Below are 17320 nucleotides of genomic sequence, written 5' to 3' on the forward strand. Positions count from 1 at the left end.
AGCCCACGCCCCAACCCCATCCCACCCTCACCCCCCCACAAAGATCGACTGCTCCATAGGATGTCGTTTTCCGCCGGAATCGGCGTGGAAACCCATCCTATGGAGCAGTCGATCCATAGAGCAGTCGATGGGGAGTGAGGGGCGACGAGAGGGTCAGGCGTAGAGACCCTCGAGGTAGCGGCCCCACGCGGCGGCGGTGGCCTCGGAATCCGCCGACCCGGAGAAGTCGTGCACCGTCAGGCCGACCACCGAACCGAAGTGGTTCCGGCCGAAGAAGCGGTACAGCGCGTCGCCCGTGCGGATGCCGAAGAACCACTCATTGGCGTAGTCGAGCTCGCCCTTCAGCTCGCCGACGCCCGGGACCGTCACGTCGACCTTTTCCCCGGCGTGCGCGTCGACGATCCCGAAGGACTCCTTGAGCTTGTCGAACGCATCGGGAGCCCCGGAAGCGGCGGGGCCCTGGACGTCTGTGAAGACCACGGGCTGACCGTCGAAGTACTTGAGGTACTGCCCCAGGGTGTGCTGGTAGAAGAGCGTGTGCTTGGACGCGCCGTCGTACTGCTGGTCCCAGTCGTCCGTGAAGACGCCACTGTGCACATAGCGGATCCGGGACTTGCCACCCGGCAGTGCCTCGATGGTGTTCTCCAGCTGGTTGAACCACCCGTCCGGGCCGTCCATCCTCGAGATCACGTGCGTGGGGTACTCCTTGACCGGGTACTCGGCGGGCCACTGGTCCGTGGGGAACATCCAGGCGGCGGTGGCGTCGTTGATGGCCTCCCACACCCGCTCCGGCGTGGCCTCCACCTCGGTGGTGGCTTCGATGCGGAATTCGCGATTCTCACTCATGGTCCTGCTCCTTGTCCGGGGTGTCGGTGATGTCGTGCGCCGGCGTGGCGGGCTGCCCGCCGGTCTTCAGTTCGGGGTGCAGCGCCAGCACCAGACGGTGCCTGCGCGCCCCGGGGGTGCCGGCGTCGTGATACTTCTCCACGAGGGAGTCGACGACGGCGGAGAGCTCCTGCGCGAACTCAGCGCGGTCGCGGGCGCTGGCGAAGCTGAGCTCGGCGTCGATCGCGAAGGTCGCCAGCGGCTTCCGCGCGGCGACGGCTCCCGCGATCAGCTTGCCCACCTCCTGGACGAGCCGGCCCGCGAGGGCCAGCATCCAGAAGGCGGAGAAGCGGTCCGTGTACTTCTCGGGTTTCGGCGCCATGGACGCCAGGGCCAGCGGCGAGATCAGGTAGGAGCCGGCACTGGACTGCATGACCCTCTCGGTCATGTTGCCCTTGCGCCGCTCCTCGACCAGTTCGACGAGTCCGGCCGATTCGAGCGCCTTCAGGTGGTAGTTCACCTTCTGACGAGGCGCTCCGATCCGCCCGGCGACCGTGGCCGCCGAGGCGGGTTCCACGAGCGCTTCCAGGATCCGCGAGCGCATCGGGTCCAGCGAGACCTCGGCAATCCGGGGATCCTCGATCACTTCGATGTCCTTCATGGCTCCATGATTTCACCGACAAATTTTCTTGTCAAGGACATTTTTCCCTCCGCCCATCGACTGCTCCATACGATGCGTTTCCGGGCCGGAAAACGCGGAAAACGGCATCCTATGGAGCAGTCGATCAGAGGGGGCAGCCTCAGAGCGCTTCGGCGACCTCGACCAGGAGTCCCTCGGGGCCGCGGAGGTACGCCAGGAGGAAGACGTCCTGGTAATTGACCAGTTCCCGCACCAGACCGTAGCCCGCAGCCTCGGCGCGCGCCACGACGTCGCGCACGTCATCCACCTGATAGCAGACGTGGCTGAAACCGTAGGTGTTGACCGGGCGGCCCTCGGATTCGCCTTCGGCGGGCGGCGCGATGAACCGGGTGAGTTCGAGCTTCCCCTCTCCCCCGCCGGGCGGCCGGACCATCGCCATCTCCACCTGGGTCCCGTCGAGCCCGTTGACCCGATCCGCCCAGGGACCGCCGACTTCGGCCCGGCCCTCCACCTCGAAACCGATCGCCTCGAAGAACGCGATCGCCCCGTCCAGATCCCGCACGGTCACACCCACATGGTCCAGCCTGAAAGTGCTCATGGCGCCAGCCTACGCCGGGGTCCTCGCGTCGGGGAGCCCCCGGATGCGCCACCCGCTCAGGGACCGAGATTGCACTTTCTCGGGGTTCCGCGCCCACAAGCCCGAGAAAGTGCAAGGTCACGCGAGAGCCGGCCCGGCCGAGCCGAGCGACAGGCCGACTAAACTGTCCCGGTGATGAAATCCCCCCTGCCGGTCCGCGACGGCGTCAACGCCACCCGCCTGCGCCTGCCGCACGACGGCCCGTGGGAGACCGCGCTGGAGTACATGCTGCACCGCTGGGGTCACATCGACCCGCAAGGGATCCTGGACCGCTTCGACGCCGGAGAGATCGTCGGCGAGACCGGCGCTCCCCTGGACCGCACCACTCCCCTGCGCGACCACGTCTTCATCTGGTACTACCGCACCCTTCCGCCCGAGGAGCGCCTGCCGGTCGAGCTGTCCATCCTGCACCAGGACGGCGATCTGCTCGTCGTCGACAAGCCACACTTCCTGCCCACCACGCCCGGCGGCACCTACATCCAGGAGTCCGCCCTGGTCAGACTCCGGAAACTGCTCGACATCCCGGACCTCATCCCCATGCACCGCCTCGACCGCATGACCGCGGGCGTGCTGCTGTTCTCCACCAATCCGGAGACGCGCGGGAAGTACCAGGTCCTCTTCGAAAAACGGAAGGTGCAGAAGGAGTACGAGTGCGTGTCCGCCGTCGTCCCCGAGGACGGCTTCGCGGACCCGGAATTCCCGGCCCTCGTCCGCAACCGCATGACGAAGTCGCGCGATTACCTGCTGGCGCAGGTCGTCGACGGTGAACCGAACACGGAGACGCGCATCGAACGGGTGGAGCTCATCGAGCAGCCGCATCGGACGGCAGCGCACGACGACGCCGGTCACCCCCGCGGGCGCGCCCTCTACCGTCTGGAGCCGCACACCGGGAAGACGCATCAGCTGCGCGTGCACATGGCGTCGCTGGGGCTGGGGATCCTGAACGATCCCTTCTATCCTGTGCTGCTGGACCAGGCCCCGGACGACTACGAGCGTCCGCTCCAGCTGCTGGCCCGGGGAATCCGCTTCGTCGATCCGCTGTCCGGCAAACCCGTCGAGTACCGCAGTGAGCTGACGCTGTCGGAGGCGCGGCGGGACTGACGCCCCGCGACCCTCACCGAACAGGACGAACGCGCCACTCCTCAGCCGCGCCGACGGCGCGCGATCTCCTCGGCGAGCGCCTGCACCCGGCCAGGGTCGGCGTCGCGGGCGAGAGCGACATAGTGATCCATCACGGCCGGCCGGTAGCGCACGGGCATCGCCTGCCCGGACGCCAGCCGGGTGAGCTCGGTGATGCTCAGATCTTCATCGGCGAGGCCGCGGAACGCGAGCCCGTCAGCTGTCTCCACGTCGAACAGGAGCACGACGCGGGGCCTGCCCTCGCCGCCCACTTCGCGCCAATCGACCAGGACTCCGAGGGCGAGCAGACCGTTGCGCAGTTCGGCGGTGCGTTTCCGTGCCTCGCCGCTCAAATAGGGGTTCGGCGCGACTCCCGGGAAGGCCGGACCGACGCCGAGAGCTTCCCGGCTCAGATCAGGCCTGAGCGCCTCGACCAGGTCTTCAAGCTTCCTCTTCCGGGAACCGAACATGCCGTCCCTCCTCGCCGCGGGCCGAATGCCGGCCGGATCTGAACCCTTACCGGGATTCTACGGTCCGGCAGGTTCAGTCGACTCAGTAGTTCGCGAAACGGCCGGCCACGCCCATGCCGAACCCCAGCACCCAGAGCACGCCGAAACCGACGCCGATCCAGCCGAGGACCTTGCCCGCCGTCGCCGTCACGCCGAGTGCCTCGGCCCGGCTCGCCTGCACGATCGCCACGGGCCCGAGGACGATTCCCAGCACGAACAGCCCGATCACACCCGACACGAGGGACTGCGTGCGGTGCCCGACCCCCTGCAGATACGCCGTCTGGCTCTCCAGGGTCAGCTGCCCGTCACGCAGCCTGGCCAGATACGCGGCGTCCTGGCTGGGCCGGGAACCGGCGACCACCGCGAGGATGACGAGCGCGGCCACGACCCCCAGCGTCAGGACGATGATGAGCAGGACCGGCCACGGTCCGTCGAACAGTCTTCCCATGGAAATACCCCCAAGATCTCCGTACGAGTGATCCGCACCCGCGGACGATGCCCACTGTACCGGCCCTTCGCCACGGGCTCCCGGCCCCACCCCGGTTCCCGGTGACGTACCTTGTTGCCATGGACTTCTCCGATCCCACGACGTGGAGCACCGCGCTCTACTGGTGGATCGTCCCCCTCGTGATGGCGGACACCGTCTTCCCGCCGCTCCCGTCCGAGGCTCTCGTGGTGGCGGCGGGCGCTCTCGCGGCCGAGGGGCACTGCTCACTCCCCCTGGCGCTGGCCCTCGCCGCGCTGGGATCGTTCCTGGGCGAACTCGCGGTGTTCCTGCTGTTCAAGCGACGGCTGGCGCACCTCATGGACCGGTGGAGCCTCACCTCGAAAATCCATGCGGGCATCCGCCGTGCGCTGGAACGCGCCGGACGGACCCCCACCTACGGCGTGATCATCGGCCTGCGGTTCCTGCCGGGCGGCCGACTGGTCCTGTCCGCGGGCTCCGGAATCGCGGACATCCCCACCCGCACCTTCGTCGCGTGCTCGCTCCTGGGCAGCGTGCTGTGGGCGACCTGGACCGTCGGGCTCGGCTACGTCACCGGGCAGACCACCCGCCTGCCGTTCTGGGTCAGCTCACTGCTGGGCCTCGCGGTGGGTGTGCTCGTGGGCGCCGTGCTGGGGCTCGTGGTCACCCGCCGCCGTCGCGCTTCCTGACCGTGAGTTCGGCCGGCCGGACGACGGCCGGTTCGACGACGGCGCGGGGCCCGGCCTCCCGGTCCCCGCGCCGCGTGGCGCCGTGAGGCTCAGCCCGTGTTGCGCAGGCCGGCGGCCACACCGTTGATGGTGATGAGCATGGCGCGCTGCAGGGTCTCGGCGATCTCCGACTCCCCGGCTCCGGCCTCCTCGCGGACGCGGCGCAGCAGCTCCACCTGGAGGTAGCTGATCGGGTCCAGGTACTGATCGCGGACGCGCAGGGACCGCTGCAGCGTGGGCTGGGCCTCGAGAAGCTCCGACTCACCGGTCAGGCGCTCGACCTCCGCCACCGTCAGCGCGTGTTCGGCGCGGATGGCGTCGAAGAGGCGGTGCAGTTCCTCCGGCACCAGGGTTCCGACGTAGTGGCTCGCGATGTCCATGTCCGTCTTGGCCAGCGTCATCTCGACGTTGGACAGCACCGAGGCGAAGAAGTTCCAGCGCTCCGCCATCTCCCGGAGCTCGTGCTCCAGGCCGGCTTCCCGAGCCGCCTTCAGACCCGAGCCCACACCGAACCAGCCGGGCACGATCTGCCGGGACTGGGTCCAGCCGAACACCCACGGGATGGCCCGGAGACCCCCCAGACCGGCCCCGGAATCGGGACGCTTGGACGGGCGGGACCCGATGTTCAGCTGACCCAGCTGCTCCACCGGGGTGGAGGCGAGGAAGTACGCGGGCAGATCGGGATCGTCGATCAGCGAGCGGTAACGGGCGAACGCGGCGTCGGAGATGACGTCCATGACCTGGCCGTACCGCTCGCGCTCCTCCTCCGTGGTGCGCGGCGCACGGTGCAGTGCCGAGCCCTGCATGACGGCGGCCAGCGAGAGCTCCAGGTTCTCCCGGGCCAGCTCGGGCAGCGAGTACTTGTCGCTGATGACCTCGCCCTGCTCGGTGAACTTGATCTCGCCTTCCAGGACGCCGTTCGGCTGGGCCAGGATGGCGTCGTAGGTGGGTCCGCCGCCACGGCCCACGGAACCGCCGCGGCCGTGGAAGAGCCGCAGTCGCACGCCGTGCTTGAGCGCCACGTCGCGGAGTTTGCGCTGCGTCTTGTGGATCTCCCACTGGCTGGTCATCACACCGGACTCCTTGTTGGAATCCGAGTAGCCGAGCATGATCTCCTGCACGTCTCCGCGCAGCCGCACGAGTTCGCGGTAGGAGGGGTCGGAGAGCAGCTGGTCCACGATCTGCTCCGACGCCCGCAGCTCGTCCACGGTCTCCAGGAGCGGTGCGAAGCCGATCTTGGCGTACCGGGTCTCGCCGTGCAGCTGGACGAGTCCCGCCTCACGGGCCAGGACCGCGGGGGCCAGGACGTCGTCCGCGCCGCGTGTCATCGAGATGATGTAGGTCTCGATGACGTCCGGACCGTATGCCTTGAGCGCCTGGCGGATGACGCGGAAGACGTTGTACGTGTTGTCCGCGGCGCCGTCCAGCACGATCGGGTGGCCCGAGAGCGGGCGGTGCGAGGCCAGCTCGGCCCGCAGCACCTCCCAGCGCTCGTCGCGGGAGAGCTCGGCGTACGGGCCGCTCAGCTCGCCGATGCGGTCGAACAGCTGCCCGACGGCGTCGTGGTGGTGGTCCGCGTGCTCACGGATGTCCAGCGTGGCGAGCTGGAGCCCGATCGAGGCGACCGCACGCTGCACCCGGGCGAGCGCGCCGTCGGCGGCCAGGGACGCGGAGTGCTCGCGCAGGGAGTCCTCCACGAAGCGCAGATCCGCCAGGATCGCCTCCGTGCTGACGTAGTCGCGGCCCGGTTCGTGGGCGCCGCCCGCGGCGATCCGGCGGCCCGTGTTGAGCAGGCGCGCCTTGATGCAGGTCAGCTTGAGACGGTAGGGCTCCTGGGCGTTCAGCTCGAGGACGCGCTTGTCGAGGCCGGGCAGCTTCGCCAGATCCTCACGGAGCGATTCCTGGAGCTCCTCGCTGGAGCCGGCGAGGGCCGTGGAGTTGGAGAGGACGGAGATCAGCTCGTCCAGGAGGGAGATGGCGATCCGGATCGCGTTCTGGTTCTGCAGCTGCAGGATCTCGCGGGTGACCTCGGCCGTCACGTTGGGGTTGCCGTCCCGGTCGCCACCGATCCAGGACCCGAAGCGGATGGGGGCCTTCTCCGCCGGCAGGGTGACGCCGTGCTCGGACAGGAGCTCGCCGAGTTCGGTCATGACCTCCGGCATGGCGCCCGTGAGGATGTTGCCGAGGTAGTAGATGGCGTTGCGGGCCTCGTCGATCGGGGTGGGACGGACCTGACGCAGTTCGTCCGTCTGCCACATCTGGTCGATGATCTCGGCCAGTCGGCGGTCCTGGCGGCTGCGTGCCGCGGTGCCGTCCTCGGTGGGCTCGGACAGGACGTCGGAGAGGGCGCGGAGCTTGTCCAGCACGGAGCGGCGCGAGGCCTCCGTGGGGTGGGCGGTGAACACCGGGCGGACGTCGAGTTCGTTGACGAGGTCCTGGAGGGCCTCGGTACCGGCGTGTTCGGCGATCTCGGTGACGGCCCGCGCGAGCCAGCCGTCCTTCTCGGCCCGGGAGCGCAGAACGCGGACGCGGTGCACCTGCTCGGCGGCGTTCACCAGGTGGAAGTAGAAGGCGAAGGCGCGGACCAGACGGGTCGCCTCCTCGAGCGGCAGGGAGGACAGCAGTTCGCGGACCTGCTGCGCGACGTCGTCTGCGCTCCACGGCCCGGTGGCCTCGCCGACGCCGCGGGCGGCTTCCTTGGACTCCTTGGTCAGCAGGCGCACCTGCTCGACGAGCTTGAGGAGCTCGGGCCCGTGCTGGCGCACCAGGGACTGACCGAGAAGCGTGGAGACCCGGCGCACGTCGGCACGCAGCTCCGGGGCCAGTTCCTCACTGGGATCGGCCGGGTTCGGGACGGCGGAGGGCAAGGGGTTGTTCAACGGCATGGGCGCTTCCTCGGGGCAGGGGATGGCCAGTACACGTCGCTGGATACTGAGAGCCAGATCGGCTGGCTGCTGAGCATGTGATCTTAGCCGCAAGCCACCCCTCAGGGGAACCGTCGGCCGCCGTGCGGACCGTTCAGGAGGCGGTCTGCACGGCCTTGACGCGAGGCGCGTAGCCGCTGCGCCAGACGTACACGAGAGCGAGCAGCAGTCCGCCGACGAGGATCACGGCCCACCAGGGGAAGCCCGGGATGGTCGGAAGGGCGGCGGCCGCTTCGAGGTCCGCGGGAGGGGTCGGAGTGACCCGTTCGCCGGTGACGAGGATGCGCTGGGAGTTGATGCCGAGCGGGGTGCAGGTCACGAGCGTCACCAGATCCTTGCCCGGGACAGCCTGCAGCGGTTTGGTCTGATCCGGGTCCACCACCTGGGTGTTGATCACCCGGTAGCTGATCACTTCGCCGGCGACCGACAGGCTGAACATGTCGCCCTCCTTGACCCGGTCCAGATCGGTGAACATGGTGGCGTTCGCCAGGCCGCGGTGACCGGTGATGACGGAGTGCGTGCCGGAACCGCCCACGGGCAGGGAGGTGCCCTCCAGGTGGCCCAGGCCCTTGAGCAGGGTCTCGTCCGAGGTCCCGTGGTAGATGGGCAGGTCCACCCCGATGGAGGGGACCATGAGGCGTGCCATGACGCCCGTGGCGGAGTCCTTGAGGATCGAGTCGTAATTCAGCGAGCTGTCGCTGCTCTTGCCTTCGCCGGTGGGCAGGCGCTGATTGGCGTCGAGGACGGCGCCGGAGGCGAGGGCCTTGTTGTAGGCGTGGGCGAGGCGGAGCTGTTCGTTCTCGCGACCGCGGTCGGCGTCCACCGACGTCGCGCTGTTGGCGATCACGCGGGACTGCTCGAGCTGGGAGAACCAGGAGGCCGCGGTGGGGTACAGAAGCACCGCCATCCCGGCCAGGGCGATGACGGCGACCACCACGGCGGCCACCGGGAGACGCCAGGTGCGAGCGGGGCGGGCAGCGCGCCGGCCCCGGGCGGTGCCCGGGGCCGGCGCTGTGCTGGGAGTGTTCATGAACTCACCCGTTGGTGGTGGTCACCGGTCTCAGCGCTGTGCTGCGCGACGGCGGCTGATGACCAGCGCGGCGCCGACGGCGACCAGGACCAGGGCGATGCCGGTGACGGTCAGCAGGAGCTGACCCTCGGCGCCGGTGAACGGCAGGGTCACGGCGGGCTGCTGCGTGTTGGCGATCTTCAGCACGACCGGGGCGGTGTCACCGTTGGCCTTGACCGTGACCTGGGTCCACGGATCCTGGGGCAGGGTATAACCGGCCGGAGCCTGGGTCTCCTTGACCCAGTAGGTCTTGCTGGTGACGTCGTTGTTGCCGACCCAGAGGCTGATGGAGGCCTTGCCGTTGGCGTCGGTCACGAGGGTGCCCACGGGCTGAGCGGCGTCCTTGGCGGTGTAGATCTCGAAGTGAGCGCCGGAGAGGGTCTTGCTCTCGTCCTGCTGGGCGTACTTGAGGATCTGCAGCGGGCCCCAGTTGGTGCTCGGCTTGTTGGTGTCGACCTTGGAGCCGTTGGTGTTCACGGTCGCGGTGTTGGTGATGACGCCGTTGTCGCCCAGGGAGGTGACCTTGGTGGTCACCTTGGCGACGACCGTCTGGCCCGAGGAGAGCTTGGCCACGCCGGCCGGGGTGAAGGTGATGGTGACGAGGCCGTTGGACTCGGTGACGGTGTAATCGGTGCCGGAGGTGAAGCCGTCCACGGTGGCGGAGGTGTAGCTCAGGCGGGAGTCCAGCTGGTCGGTGATGACGAAGGACTTGTAGGTGTCACCGGCGGCCAGGGCCGGCACCGGGGCGTTGATGGTCCAGGTGACCTGGGAGCCCAGGACCGGAGCGACCGGATCGGCCACCTCCTTGGTGGGGGTGGTGGTGTTGATCTTGTTCTTCGGGTACACGTGCACGTCGTAGAGCCAGTTGCCGTTGCTCTGCGGCAGGGGCAGCGTCACCAGGAACGGCTGGGCCGGGGAGATGACGTTGTTGGTGCCCGGGTCGGTTTCGGTGACCAGGTACACGGCCTGCGGCAGGGACTGGGTCACGGAGCCGTCGGCGCCGGTGGTCACGCTGACCGGGGTGCCGAACGCGTAGCCGTTGGCCGCCGTCACGTCGGAGGCCTTGACGCCCTGCAGGAGGTCCCAGCCGGCCTGCGTGTGCAGGTCCAGAGCCTGGCCGTTCTTCGAGGTCACCGGGGTGATCTTGAAGGTCACGCCGGCCAGCGCGTTGCCGAGCTGCGAGGTGTCGGTCTTCTGGGTGCCGTCACCGGCCGCGCCGGGCGTGCCGTCGTACTTGTGGATCGTCAGCGACGTCGGCGTGGACTCGTTGATGTTGCCTGCGGAGGGCGCCGGGGTGTCCGCCTGGGCTGCGGCGGCGCCGCCGACCAGTGCGAGCGCTACGGCGCCGGCCAGTGCGGCGAAGCGCCGTCCCAGACCAAACGTGGAGTGGCCCATGGTGTTGTTTTCCTTTCGGAGGTCACCGGCGTCGTTCGCCGGAGATGCGGGGATGGTGTGTCGTCTGTGGTGGAAGATCATGACTTGGCTGCCCGGCGACGGTGCAGGACGCCGGCGGTGACGCCGGCTCCCAGCAGCACGGCGAGCCCACCGAGGGTGAAGAGGTCCGATCCGGTGCCGCCGGTGAGCGGCAGCGTCACGGCCGCGCGCTGCACGTTCTTGAACGCCGTCGTGAACGCGAAGTCCTTGCGATCAGAGGTGAGCGTGAAGCGGTGCGGAGTCGTGTCCAGGACATAGCCGGCCGGCGCGGACTTCTCCACGAGCGTGTAGTCGCCCATGTCGAGTCCGGCCAGGTTGAACGCGCCTGCGGCCGGGTCCTTGTCGGCGCCGGTGCAGGACGCCGCGGAGGCGGCGACGCAGTCGGTGATCTCCTGAGTGGCGCCGCCCGGACCGGTCAGGGTCCAGACGGAACCGGCGAGGGCGCGACCGGACTCATCGGCCTTCTTCCAGGTCACGGATCCGGCTTGGTCCTGGTTGGTGATGGTGCAGGTGACATTCGCGCCGGCCGCGACGGAGACCGTCTTGCCGTCGGCCGCGAGCGTGCCGCCCTGGCAGGTGATGCCGGCCTGCGTGTAGCCCGCCAGGAGGTCCTCGGAGATGACGTAGGAGCCGGTGGCCACGTAGCGCTTCTGGCCGGTGTTGTAGCTCAGCACGTTCTGGCCCTGGGTCGCCTTGAGGTGACCGTTCCAGTCGGTCGCACTGCGGGTTCCGCCGTGCGTGTTCTGGACGTTCTTGATCACGGTCAGGGTCTGGCAGGTGACGGTGTTGGTCACCTGGTAGACGTTCTCGGTGCCGGGGAGCTTCACGGTGGTGGGCTGCCCGATGGCCTGGGTGCCGTTGACACCCGGTCCGGAGATGGTGGCGGAGCTGAGGGTGCAGCCGGGGAACGCGTTCGGGTCGATGACCGTGGTCTCGCCGATGCCGACACTCTGGCCGATCGTGAAGCCGGTGCGGCGCTGGCCCCAGGTCACGGAACCGGTGCCGGTGCCGACGGGGGTGAGCGACGGCGTCGCGGAGATCCCGGCGGGCTGCTGGCCGTCGGCGTAGCTCTTGCCGTCCACGACCCAGGTCTTGTTGACCGTCACCGCGGCGGAGCGCGGCGAATTGACGATCCGGCACAGGATCTCCTGCCCGGTGACCGGGATGGTGACGGAGCCGGACGTGCCGGTGCCGGAGACCGCGGGGGTCATGGGCTGGCCGTCGACGGTGCACTGGTAGCTGCTGGTGTAGCCGGAGAGGTTCGTGCCGCCGGCGCCGGTCTCGGAGAAGTTCACGGTGGTGCCGCGGACGGCGGGCAGCGGGCCCACCCGCTGGGACTGGACGCCCGTGGCCGTGCCCGCGGTGGTGGCGGTGCCCAGGGTGGTGGAACCCTGGGTCAGGCTCAGGGCGAACTGGTCGGTGTCATTCACCCGCCCCTGCACGTCCTTCTCCAGCGTGATGGTCGCCGGGGAGGAGCAGGAGGCGAGGTCGGTGCCGGAGTAACCGGAGGTGGACGACGCCACGACCGTGGCGTTGGTCCAGTTCGGCATGTCGTAGGAGGTGACCGTGTTGCCGGTGCCGAGGTAGGCCTTGCCGGAGGCGTCGAAGGCCACGCCGTTCACGTTCGCGTTCGTGGTGAAGGAGTTCGACGTCGACGACGGGATGGTGCCGCCCGTGCCGGCCGCAAGGTTGGCCGCGGTCACGGAGAAGACCGTGGTGGTGCTGCCGACGCCGCGCACCACGAAAAGGTTGCCCGCGGCGTCGAACGCCATGTCACCGTTGGAGGCGGAAGCCGCGTTGGTGGAGGTGTCCAGCGTGCCCATGAAGGTGAAGCGGGGCGAGCTGCCCGGGTTGTACCGCCAGAGGTAGTACTGGGCGCCGTTGCTGGAGAAGCCGCCGAAGTAGTAGGAACCCGTCTTGAGGTCCACGGCGCCGGCCACGAGCTGGCCGTTGTAGCCGTCCAGCGCCGTGTTGTAGGCGTCGCCCGTGTTGCTCCAGGCGAGGCTGACCGGGTCGAAGGAGAACATGGTGGCCGTTCGGCCACCGTTCGTGCGCTCGTAGGCCAGGACGGGGGAACCGCCCGTGCCGATGCCGAGGCCGTTGAAGCTGGAGACGCCACTGGCCCGGGAGCCGATCGAGGTCACCGTGCCGGCGGTGACCTGCTGGAGCTGGCCGTTCGCCGAGACGCCGTACACGACCCCGGCGGTGCACTGGATGACTGAAGCGTTGGGTGCTGCGGGCACGGAACGTGGCACCGGGGTGGCGAGAGCCTGCGCGGGCGCAGCCCCTCCCACCACGGCGCCGGCGATCAGCGCACACAGCAGTGCGACGTGCACGATCAGTGGACGTCTTCTCCCAGCTGGTGGGTTTCCAGGCCGAAACGGCACGAACATCAGACTCTCCTTAGGGCGGGTACAGCGTCGGGCGACGGGGGCATCACGGATTCCGGCCGGGTTTCCAGCTGGGTTTCCGGCGCGGCTTCAGCCAGGAAGATCTCCTCGGTCGGAGGCTCCCGGTGGCACGTGCAGCGGCAGACCAGGCAGGCTTCATGCATCCCGTCCCGGCAGTCGAAGGTCATGTACTTCGGCAGCCCGTCTCCGGCACCCGCTCGATCAGAGCCCGGATGCGGAGCACGGCGTCCCGGTGAGGAGACGCGGCGCAATGCACGCACGATCCAGTTCACGTCCGTCCTTCCCTCTGGCTTCAGTGCTCTACCGAGCCGAGGGCGGCCGCCCCTTATCGCCTGTTCATAGGTCCTAGTGCGCGATCTGATGCATTCGTGACGAGAAAAAGTCGAATTTCACTCAGAATTTTTTTTGTTGTGCAAGTCACATAAAAGAAGGGCGTCCATTTAGAGGGACAGATCACACCTCCATCAGGTGCTTTGAAGGGCGCGATAGGGCCGGAAGCCCGGCGAAACAGCGCGTGGCCGGCACCTCGCGTGCTGACCATCCGCCCGCAGTGGAGGACTCCGCACGCAGGGCTCAGGAAGAAGTGCGGGTGCCGGCTATGCCGCACAGGCGGCGATCTTAGGGAACGCCGGCACCCGCATCCCGGACACCGAGCCGTATCAGCTCAGCGCACGGAAGTCCCGGTCCAGGAGCAGAACGAGACCTGCATCGGGGGCCACGACCAGACCGTGACCCCCGACATGTATGAAGAGCACCGCGACGGTGAATCGTGACGCGACCGCCGTCATCGGACGAAACATCGTGGTCGCCCGGGGTGGAACCGGCCGGCTCAGACTCCTAGGAGCCACCGATCCGGACTCAGGCGGCGAACAGAGTCAGAAGATGATCGGGCACTGCAGCCAGGGGAACAGCAAACACGGAGTTGTCGTCGGTTCCGGGGTGGGCGTCACCGTCGGCGTGACAGTCCCGGTCGGGGTCGGAGTGCCCGTCGGGGTCGGGGTCGCCGTGTCGGTCGGGGTCGCGGTCTGGGTCGGCGTCGAGGTCTCCGTCGGGGTGGGCGTCGCCGTCGTCGGAGTGGCGGTCCCCGTCGGCGTCGGGTTGACCGTGCGCGTCGGGGTCGGTGTCGACTCCGTGGTCGGTCCGGAGGTCTCGGTCGGCGTGGCGGAGCTGCTCGGCGTCGCGCTCTTGCTCGGCGCCGGCGAGGCCGTGCCCGGCGTCGAGGGCGCCGGAGTGGGCGTGAGCGCGGGAGGAGCCGGGAGCAGCGGGGCGATCAGCTGCGGCAGGTCCGACGGGCTGGGCGCGGGATTCTGGGCCGGGACGTCAGGCTGCGCGGCAGCGGGCTGCGCCGCCGGTCTCTTCGCGACCGGAGGCTTCGCAGAGGTCTGCGACGACGGCGCCTGCGCCGCGTTCGGCGCGGCGGCCTGGCTCTGCGGAGCGGACTGCTGCGTCGCCGGAGACTGCCAGGCGGCCAGGACCGACGGCGCCATCACCAGACCGACGGCGACGACCGCGATGCCCGCGACCGCCGCGGCGATACCGAGCGCACCCGCTCCTGCTGCGGCGCCACCGGCGGCACCGCCACCGGCAGCTCCGCCGCTCGCGCCGGCCCCGCCCCCGGCGGCTCCCCCGCCGGCGCCCGCAGCCGCGGCGCCGCTGAGCACCCCGGTGCCCAGGCCACCGGTGGTGCCGGCGAGCGACCCGAGGACGGCGGTCTGGCCCGCGGAGGTGAGCCACCAGGCGGCGGGTCCCACGCCGATGACCAGCGGCAGGAGCACGGCCTTGATGGTGGCGCGCACATCACCGAGCTCCACCATGATGGCGGTGCACTTCGCACACGTCTCCAGGTGGTCGCGCACCTTGCGTTCGGCGCCGCGGGGCAGGCTGCCCCGGACGTAGCCGCCCAGCTTGTCGCGGTACGGCTTGCACTCCTCCGGAACGTCGCCCGTCACGTGGGCCTGGAGGTACTCGCGGCGAAGCGCGTCCCGGGCACGGACGCCCAGGGCGGAGACGGCGTTGGGGGCCAGGCCCATGATCGGCGCGACCGCGGCGGGCTTCTGGCCCTCGACGTCGAGGTACCAGATGACCTCCTGCCAGCGCTCGGGGAGCGCCCGGAACGCGGTGGCCGCCGCCTGGCTCTCGAACTCCATCAGCGTGGGGTCGTCTGGGGTCTCCAGGCGGTCCAGCTGCTGCTCATCGGCCGTGGGGATGGCCCGTCCGGCGCTGCGGTTGCGGGCATAGGCGGTCCGGCGCACCACCTGGAGGAGGTAGGCGCGGAAGAAGGTGTCCGGGCCGTCGCCCGACCGCAGCTTGTCCAGCACGGCGTGGAAGGAATCGGCGACGACGTCTTCGGCGTCGGCGTAGTTGTCGACGGCCTGGCGGGCAATGGAGAGTGCCAGGGGGGCGTGACGTTCATAGAGCACGCCGAAGGCTTCTTGGTCCCCTTCGCGGACCCGGAGACACAGATCCCCGTCACTCATCTGGGTGTCGTCTGACACGCCATACCCCCTCCGCTGCACCGCGTTCCCCTCCGAAACGCTCCCCGTAGAAGAGAAGTAGTCTTGGAGTGCAGATCGTGACGCCGGATTCTCCGACTTTTTTAAATTATGACACTTCACACGAAAGCGGGAAGTAGCGTCACGATGTGCCAGCTGTGCACACTCAATTTTACGTTAGACATGCACGATCAGCACTGGACGGGAAGGGGGGCGCCATCATGCACCCGACGCCGGGTATGGAGAACCAGGACCACCTGTCCTGGCGCGAGTTGGTGGAGACGTGGCGCGCTGCCAGCCTCGGCGCCGGCTGGCGACATACCGGCGACTGGGACCTGGCTCCGGTGGAGTCGATCGCCCAGCAGCTGCTGACGGATGCACGGCTGTCCTCCGAATCCAGTGCCAGCCTGGGTGTCGCCCGGGCCTGGGCCGGCGTCGGCGCGCGCGAAGTCCTGCTGGACCTCAAGGCGCTCTACACGTCCATGGGCCAGGAGCTCGATCTGGATGCCACGGCCTGCGCCATCGATGCCTGGGCGGAGACCAGCCACGACACCGCGGAGCTCGGCTGCCTCGACGTCGCCACCGGCCTCTACACGCCGTCCCACTTCCGGCACACCGTCGGAGAGATGCTGGCTGCGGATTCCGGGCCGGTGCTGGTGACCTCGTTCGCTCTGCGCCACAACTGCGCAGCCGCCCCTCTGAGCTGGACCGTGCTCGCCGAACTCGGTGATGCGGTGAGCCAGGCTCTCGGCCCGGGCTTCTGCGCAGCCCACATCGCCGGGACCGTGGCCGTCGCCGGACGCGACGACGAAGATTCCCTCCACCGCCTCCAGGAGTGCCGCACGGCCCTGGAAACCCTGCGGGACGGCGTCCTGATGCCGGTCGCCGTGACCCAGGAGGAGGCCTCCCGGAGCGGCTTCGCAGGGGCTCCCGGAATTTCCCTGAAAAAGATCTCCGGCATCGCGTCACGATTCGAGGGCTGACCCCACTCAGTAGTCGGGAGGTCCCGAGGCACGCCCCCCATCGTCTCGGGGCCGGGCGCCGTGGTTCACGCCACGGCGCCCTCCTCTTTTTCATCGATCCCTGGTCGATTCAACCTGCGCAGCCTGTCTCCGGCACGGGGAATGAGCAGCGGCGCAGCGTGGTTAGGTGGAGTGAGTTCTCGACCAGGAGGAACCATGAACCCCTCAGCCCCGCAGTCATCCGCCGTCACGCCTCAGGCCGCCGCCGACCCGCAGGAAGCCCGCTGGCTCCGCTTCCGGGACAACCGCAACACCGCACTGGCCACGTCCCACGGCTGGCTCACCCTCACGTCGCTGCAGTGGCTTCCCGACACCCCGACCGCGCTGGACGGCGTCCCCGGGCTCTGGTGGACGGACGGGACCACCGCCTGGCTGCGCGCCACCGAGGAGGACGGTCTGCGGGCCGTGGCCGACGGCGGCACCGGCGCCGCGGACACGGACGGCGGGCGGCAAGGCGGCGTCGTCGGCACCGTGAGCGCGCGGCTGAACGACGAAGAATCGCTCGACTGGGTGACCTTCGGAGGACCGGACGGCACGCAGGTCCTCGTGGAACTGGCGGTCCGGGGCGGGCGGTACGCGATCCGCACCCGTGACGACTCCTCCCCCGTCCTCACCGGGTTCCAGGGCGTCCCGGTGTTCGACTACCGCCCGGAACTCGTGGTCACCGCACGGTTCGAACCGTACCCGGAACCGCGCGCCGTGCCGATCGCCACCGCGAATCCCCACGTGAACAGCGTGCATCACTCGGTGGGCGAGGTCGTTTTCACGCTGCCCGGCTCGGAGACGGAACACCGCCTTCAGGCCGAGGAGGAGCAGCTCGGCGCCCTCACCATCACCTTCCACGATGCGAGCAACGGCGACACCACGGACGAGTGGCGCAAGGTCTCCACGGCCCGGCCGCGGCCGGACGGCACCGTCGTGATCGATTTCAACCGCGCCATCAACTACCCGAGCGCGTTCACCGACTTCGGCACCTGCCCTGCCCCGGTGCCCGGCAATGCGATCCCCTCGGCCGTGGAGGCCGGCGAACGGAAGGCGCGCTGA

At 69.2% G+C, this 17320-nt stretch carries 14 protein-coding genes; 4 read left to right on the top strand and 10 right to left on the bottom strand.

Annotated elements, in window-relative coordinates; genetic code table 11:
- Window positions 1-153: 153 nt before the first annotated feature.
- The 3 genes from BLV63_RS16300 to BLV63_RS16310 all read right to left on the bottom strand — a co-directional run bounded on the left by BLV63_RS16300 (window position 154) and on the right by BLV63_RS16310 (window position 2063).
- The gene (locus BLV63_RS16300) at window positions 154-846 is read right to left on the bottom strand and encodes an SRPBCC family protein (RefSeq protein ID WP_066214839.1); all 693 of its coding nucleotides are present in this window, start codon (window positions 844-846) and stop codon (window positions 154-156) included.
- Window positions 839-1486, bottom strand: a complete 648-nt coding sequence (locus BLV63_RS16305; protein ID WP_066214837.1) for a winged helix-turn-helix domain-containing protein — start codon at window positions 1484-1486, stop codon at window positions 839-841. Before BLV63_RS16305 ends, BLV63_RS16300 begins: the two co-directional genes overlap by 8 nt.
- Before the next feature lie 139 nt (window positions 1487-1625).
- The gene (locus BLV63_RS16310) at window positions 1626-2063 is read right to left on the bottom strand and encodes a VOC family protein (RefSeq protein WP_217640479.1); all 438 of its coding nucleotides are present in this window, start codon (window positions 2061-2063) and stop codon (window positions 1626-1628) included.
- A 174-nt stretch (window positions 2064-2237) separates the two neighbouring features.
- On the opposite strand from BLV63_RS16310, the gene BLV63_RS16315 reads away from it, so the two are divergent.
- Window positions 2238-3203 carry a pseudouridine synthase gene (locus tag BLV63_RS16315; RefSeq protein ID WP_066214835.1) on the top strand — a complete coding sequence of 322 codons (966 nt, stop codon included), beginning with the start codon at window positions 2238-2240 and terminating at the stop codon, window positions 3201-3203.
- Window positions 3204-3244: 41 nt separating this feature from the next.
- On the opposite strand, the gene BLV63_RS16320 is transcribed toward BLV63_RS16315, so the two are convergent.
- Together BLV63_RS16320 and BLV63_RS18990 are read right to left on the bottom strand one after the other, a co-directional pair.
- Complete coding sequence (locus BLV63_RS16320) at window positions 3245-3691, bottom strand: hypothetical protein (RefSeq protein ID WP_066214833.1); 447 nt, start codon at window positions 3689-3691, stop codon at window positions 3245-3247.
- 82 nt (window positions 3692-3773) lie between these two features.
- Window positions 3774-4178: a hypothetical protein gene (locus BLV63_RS18990; RefSeq protein WP_066214831.1), complete on the bottom strand. Its 405-nt coding sequence runs from the start codon at window positions 4176-4178 to the stop codon at window positions 3774-3776.
- A gap of 119 nt (window positions 4179-4297) precedes the next feature.
- Here BLV63_RS18990 and BLV63_RS16330 point away from each other — a divergent pair, with 119 nt between their 5' ends.
- Window positions 4298-4885, top strand: coding sequence for a DedA family protein (locus tag BLV63_RS16330; RefSeq protein ID WP_066214829.1), 588 nt, complete (start codon window positions 4298-4300; stop codon window positions 4883-4885).
- Window positions 4886-4974: 89 nt separating this feature from the next.
- Here BLV63_RS16330 and ppc read toward each other — a convergent pair whose 3' ends face one another.
- From ppc to BLV63_RS16355, 5 genes are all read right to left on the bottom strand, one after another.
- Window positions 4975-7809: a phosphoenolpyruvate carboxylase gene (ppc, locus tag BLV63_RS16335; RefSeq protein WP_066214826.1), complete on the bottom strand. Its 2835-nt coding sequence runs from the start codon at window positions 7807-7809 to the stop codon at window positions 4975-4977.
- 133 nt (window positions 7810-7942) lie between these two features.
- The gene (locus BLV63_RS16340) at window positions 7943-8878 is read right to left on the bottom strand and encodes a class C sortase (protein WP_074784648.1); all 936 of its coding nucleotides are present in this window, start codon (window positions 8876-8878) and stop codon (window positions 7943-7945) included.
- A gap of 30 nt (window positions 8879-8908) precedes the next feature.
- Window positions 8909-10312 (bottom strand): SpaH/EbpB family LPXTG-anchored major pilin, encoded by a 1404-nt coding sequence (locus tag BLV63_RS16345; protein WP_066214824.1) that lies wholly within the window; start codon window positions 10310-10312, stop codon window positions 8909-8911.
- Window positions 10313-10389: 77 nt separating this feature from the next.
- Complete coding sequence (locus BLV63_RS16350) at window positions 10390-12687, bottom strand: prealbumin-like fold domain-containing protein (protein WP_066214822.1); 2298 nt, start codon at window positions 12685-12687, stop codon at window positions 10390-10392.
- A 950-nt stretch (window positions 12688-13637) separates the two neighbouring features.
- Window positions 13638-15257, bottom strand: a complete 1620-nt coding sequence (locus BLV63_RS16355; RefSeq protein WP_066214821.1) for a sigma-70 family RNA polymerase sigma factor — start codon at window positions 15255-15257, stop codon at window positions 13638-13640.
- Between the two features lie 218 nt (window positions 15258-15475).
- Between BLV63_RS16355 and BLV63_RS16360 the strand changes: the two genes are divergently transcribed.
- Together BLV63_RS16360 and BLV63_RS16365 are read left to right on the top strand one after the other, a co-directional pair.
- The gene (locus BLV63_RS16360) at window positions 15476-16237 is read left to right on the top strand and encodes a hypothetical protein (RefSeq protein ID WP_139244776.1); all 762 of its coding nucleotides are present in this window, start codon (window positions 15476-15478) and stop codon (window positions 16235-16237) included.
- Window positions 16238-16432: 195 nt separating this feature from the next.
- Window positions 16433-17320: a DUF1684 domain-containing protein gene (locus BLV63_RS16365; protein ID WP_066214819.1), complete on the top strand. Its 888-nt coding sequence runs from the start codon at window positions 16433-16435 to the stop codon at window positions 17318-17320.

Origin of the sequence: Arthrobacter woluwensis, assembly GCF_900105345.1 — a bacterium.
In the GTDB taxonomy this organism is placed as follows: domain Bacteria; phylum Actinomycetota; class Actinomycetes; order Actinomycetales; family Micrococcaceae; genus Arthrobacter_E; species Arthrobacter_E woluwensis.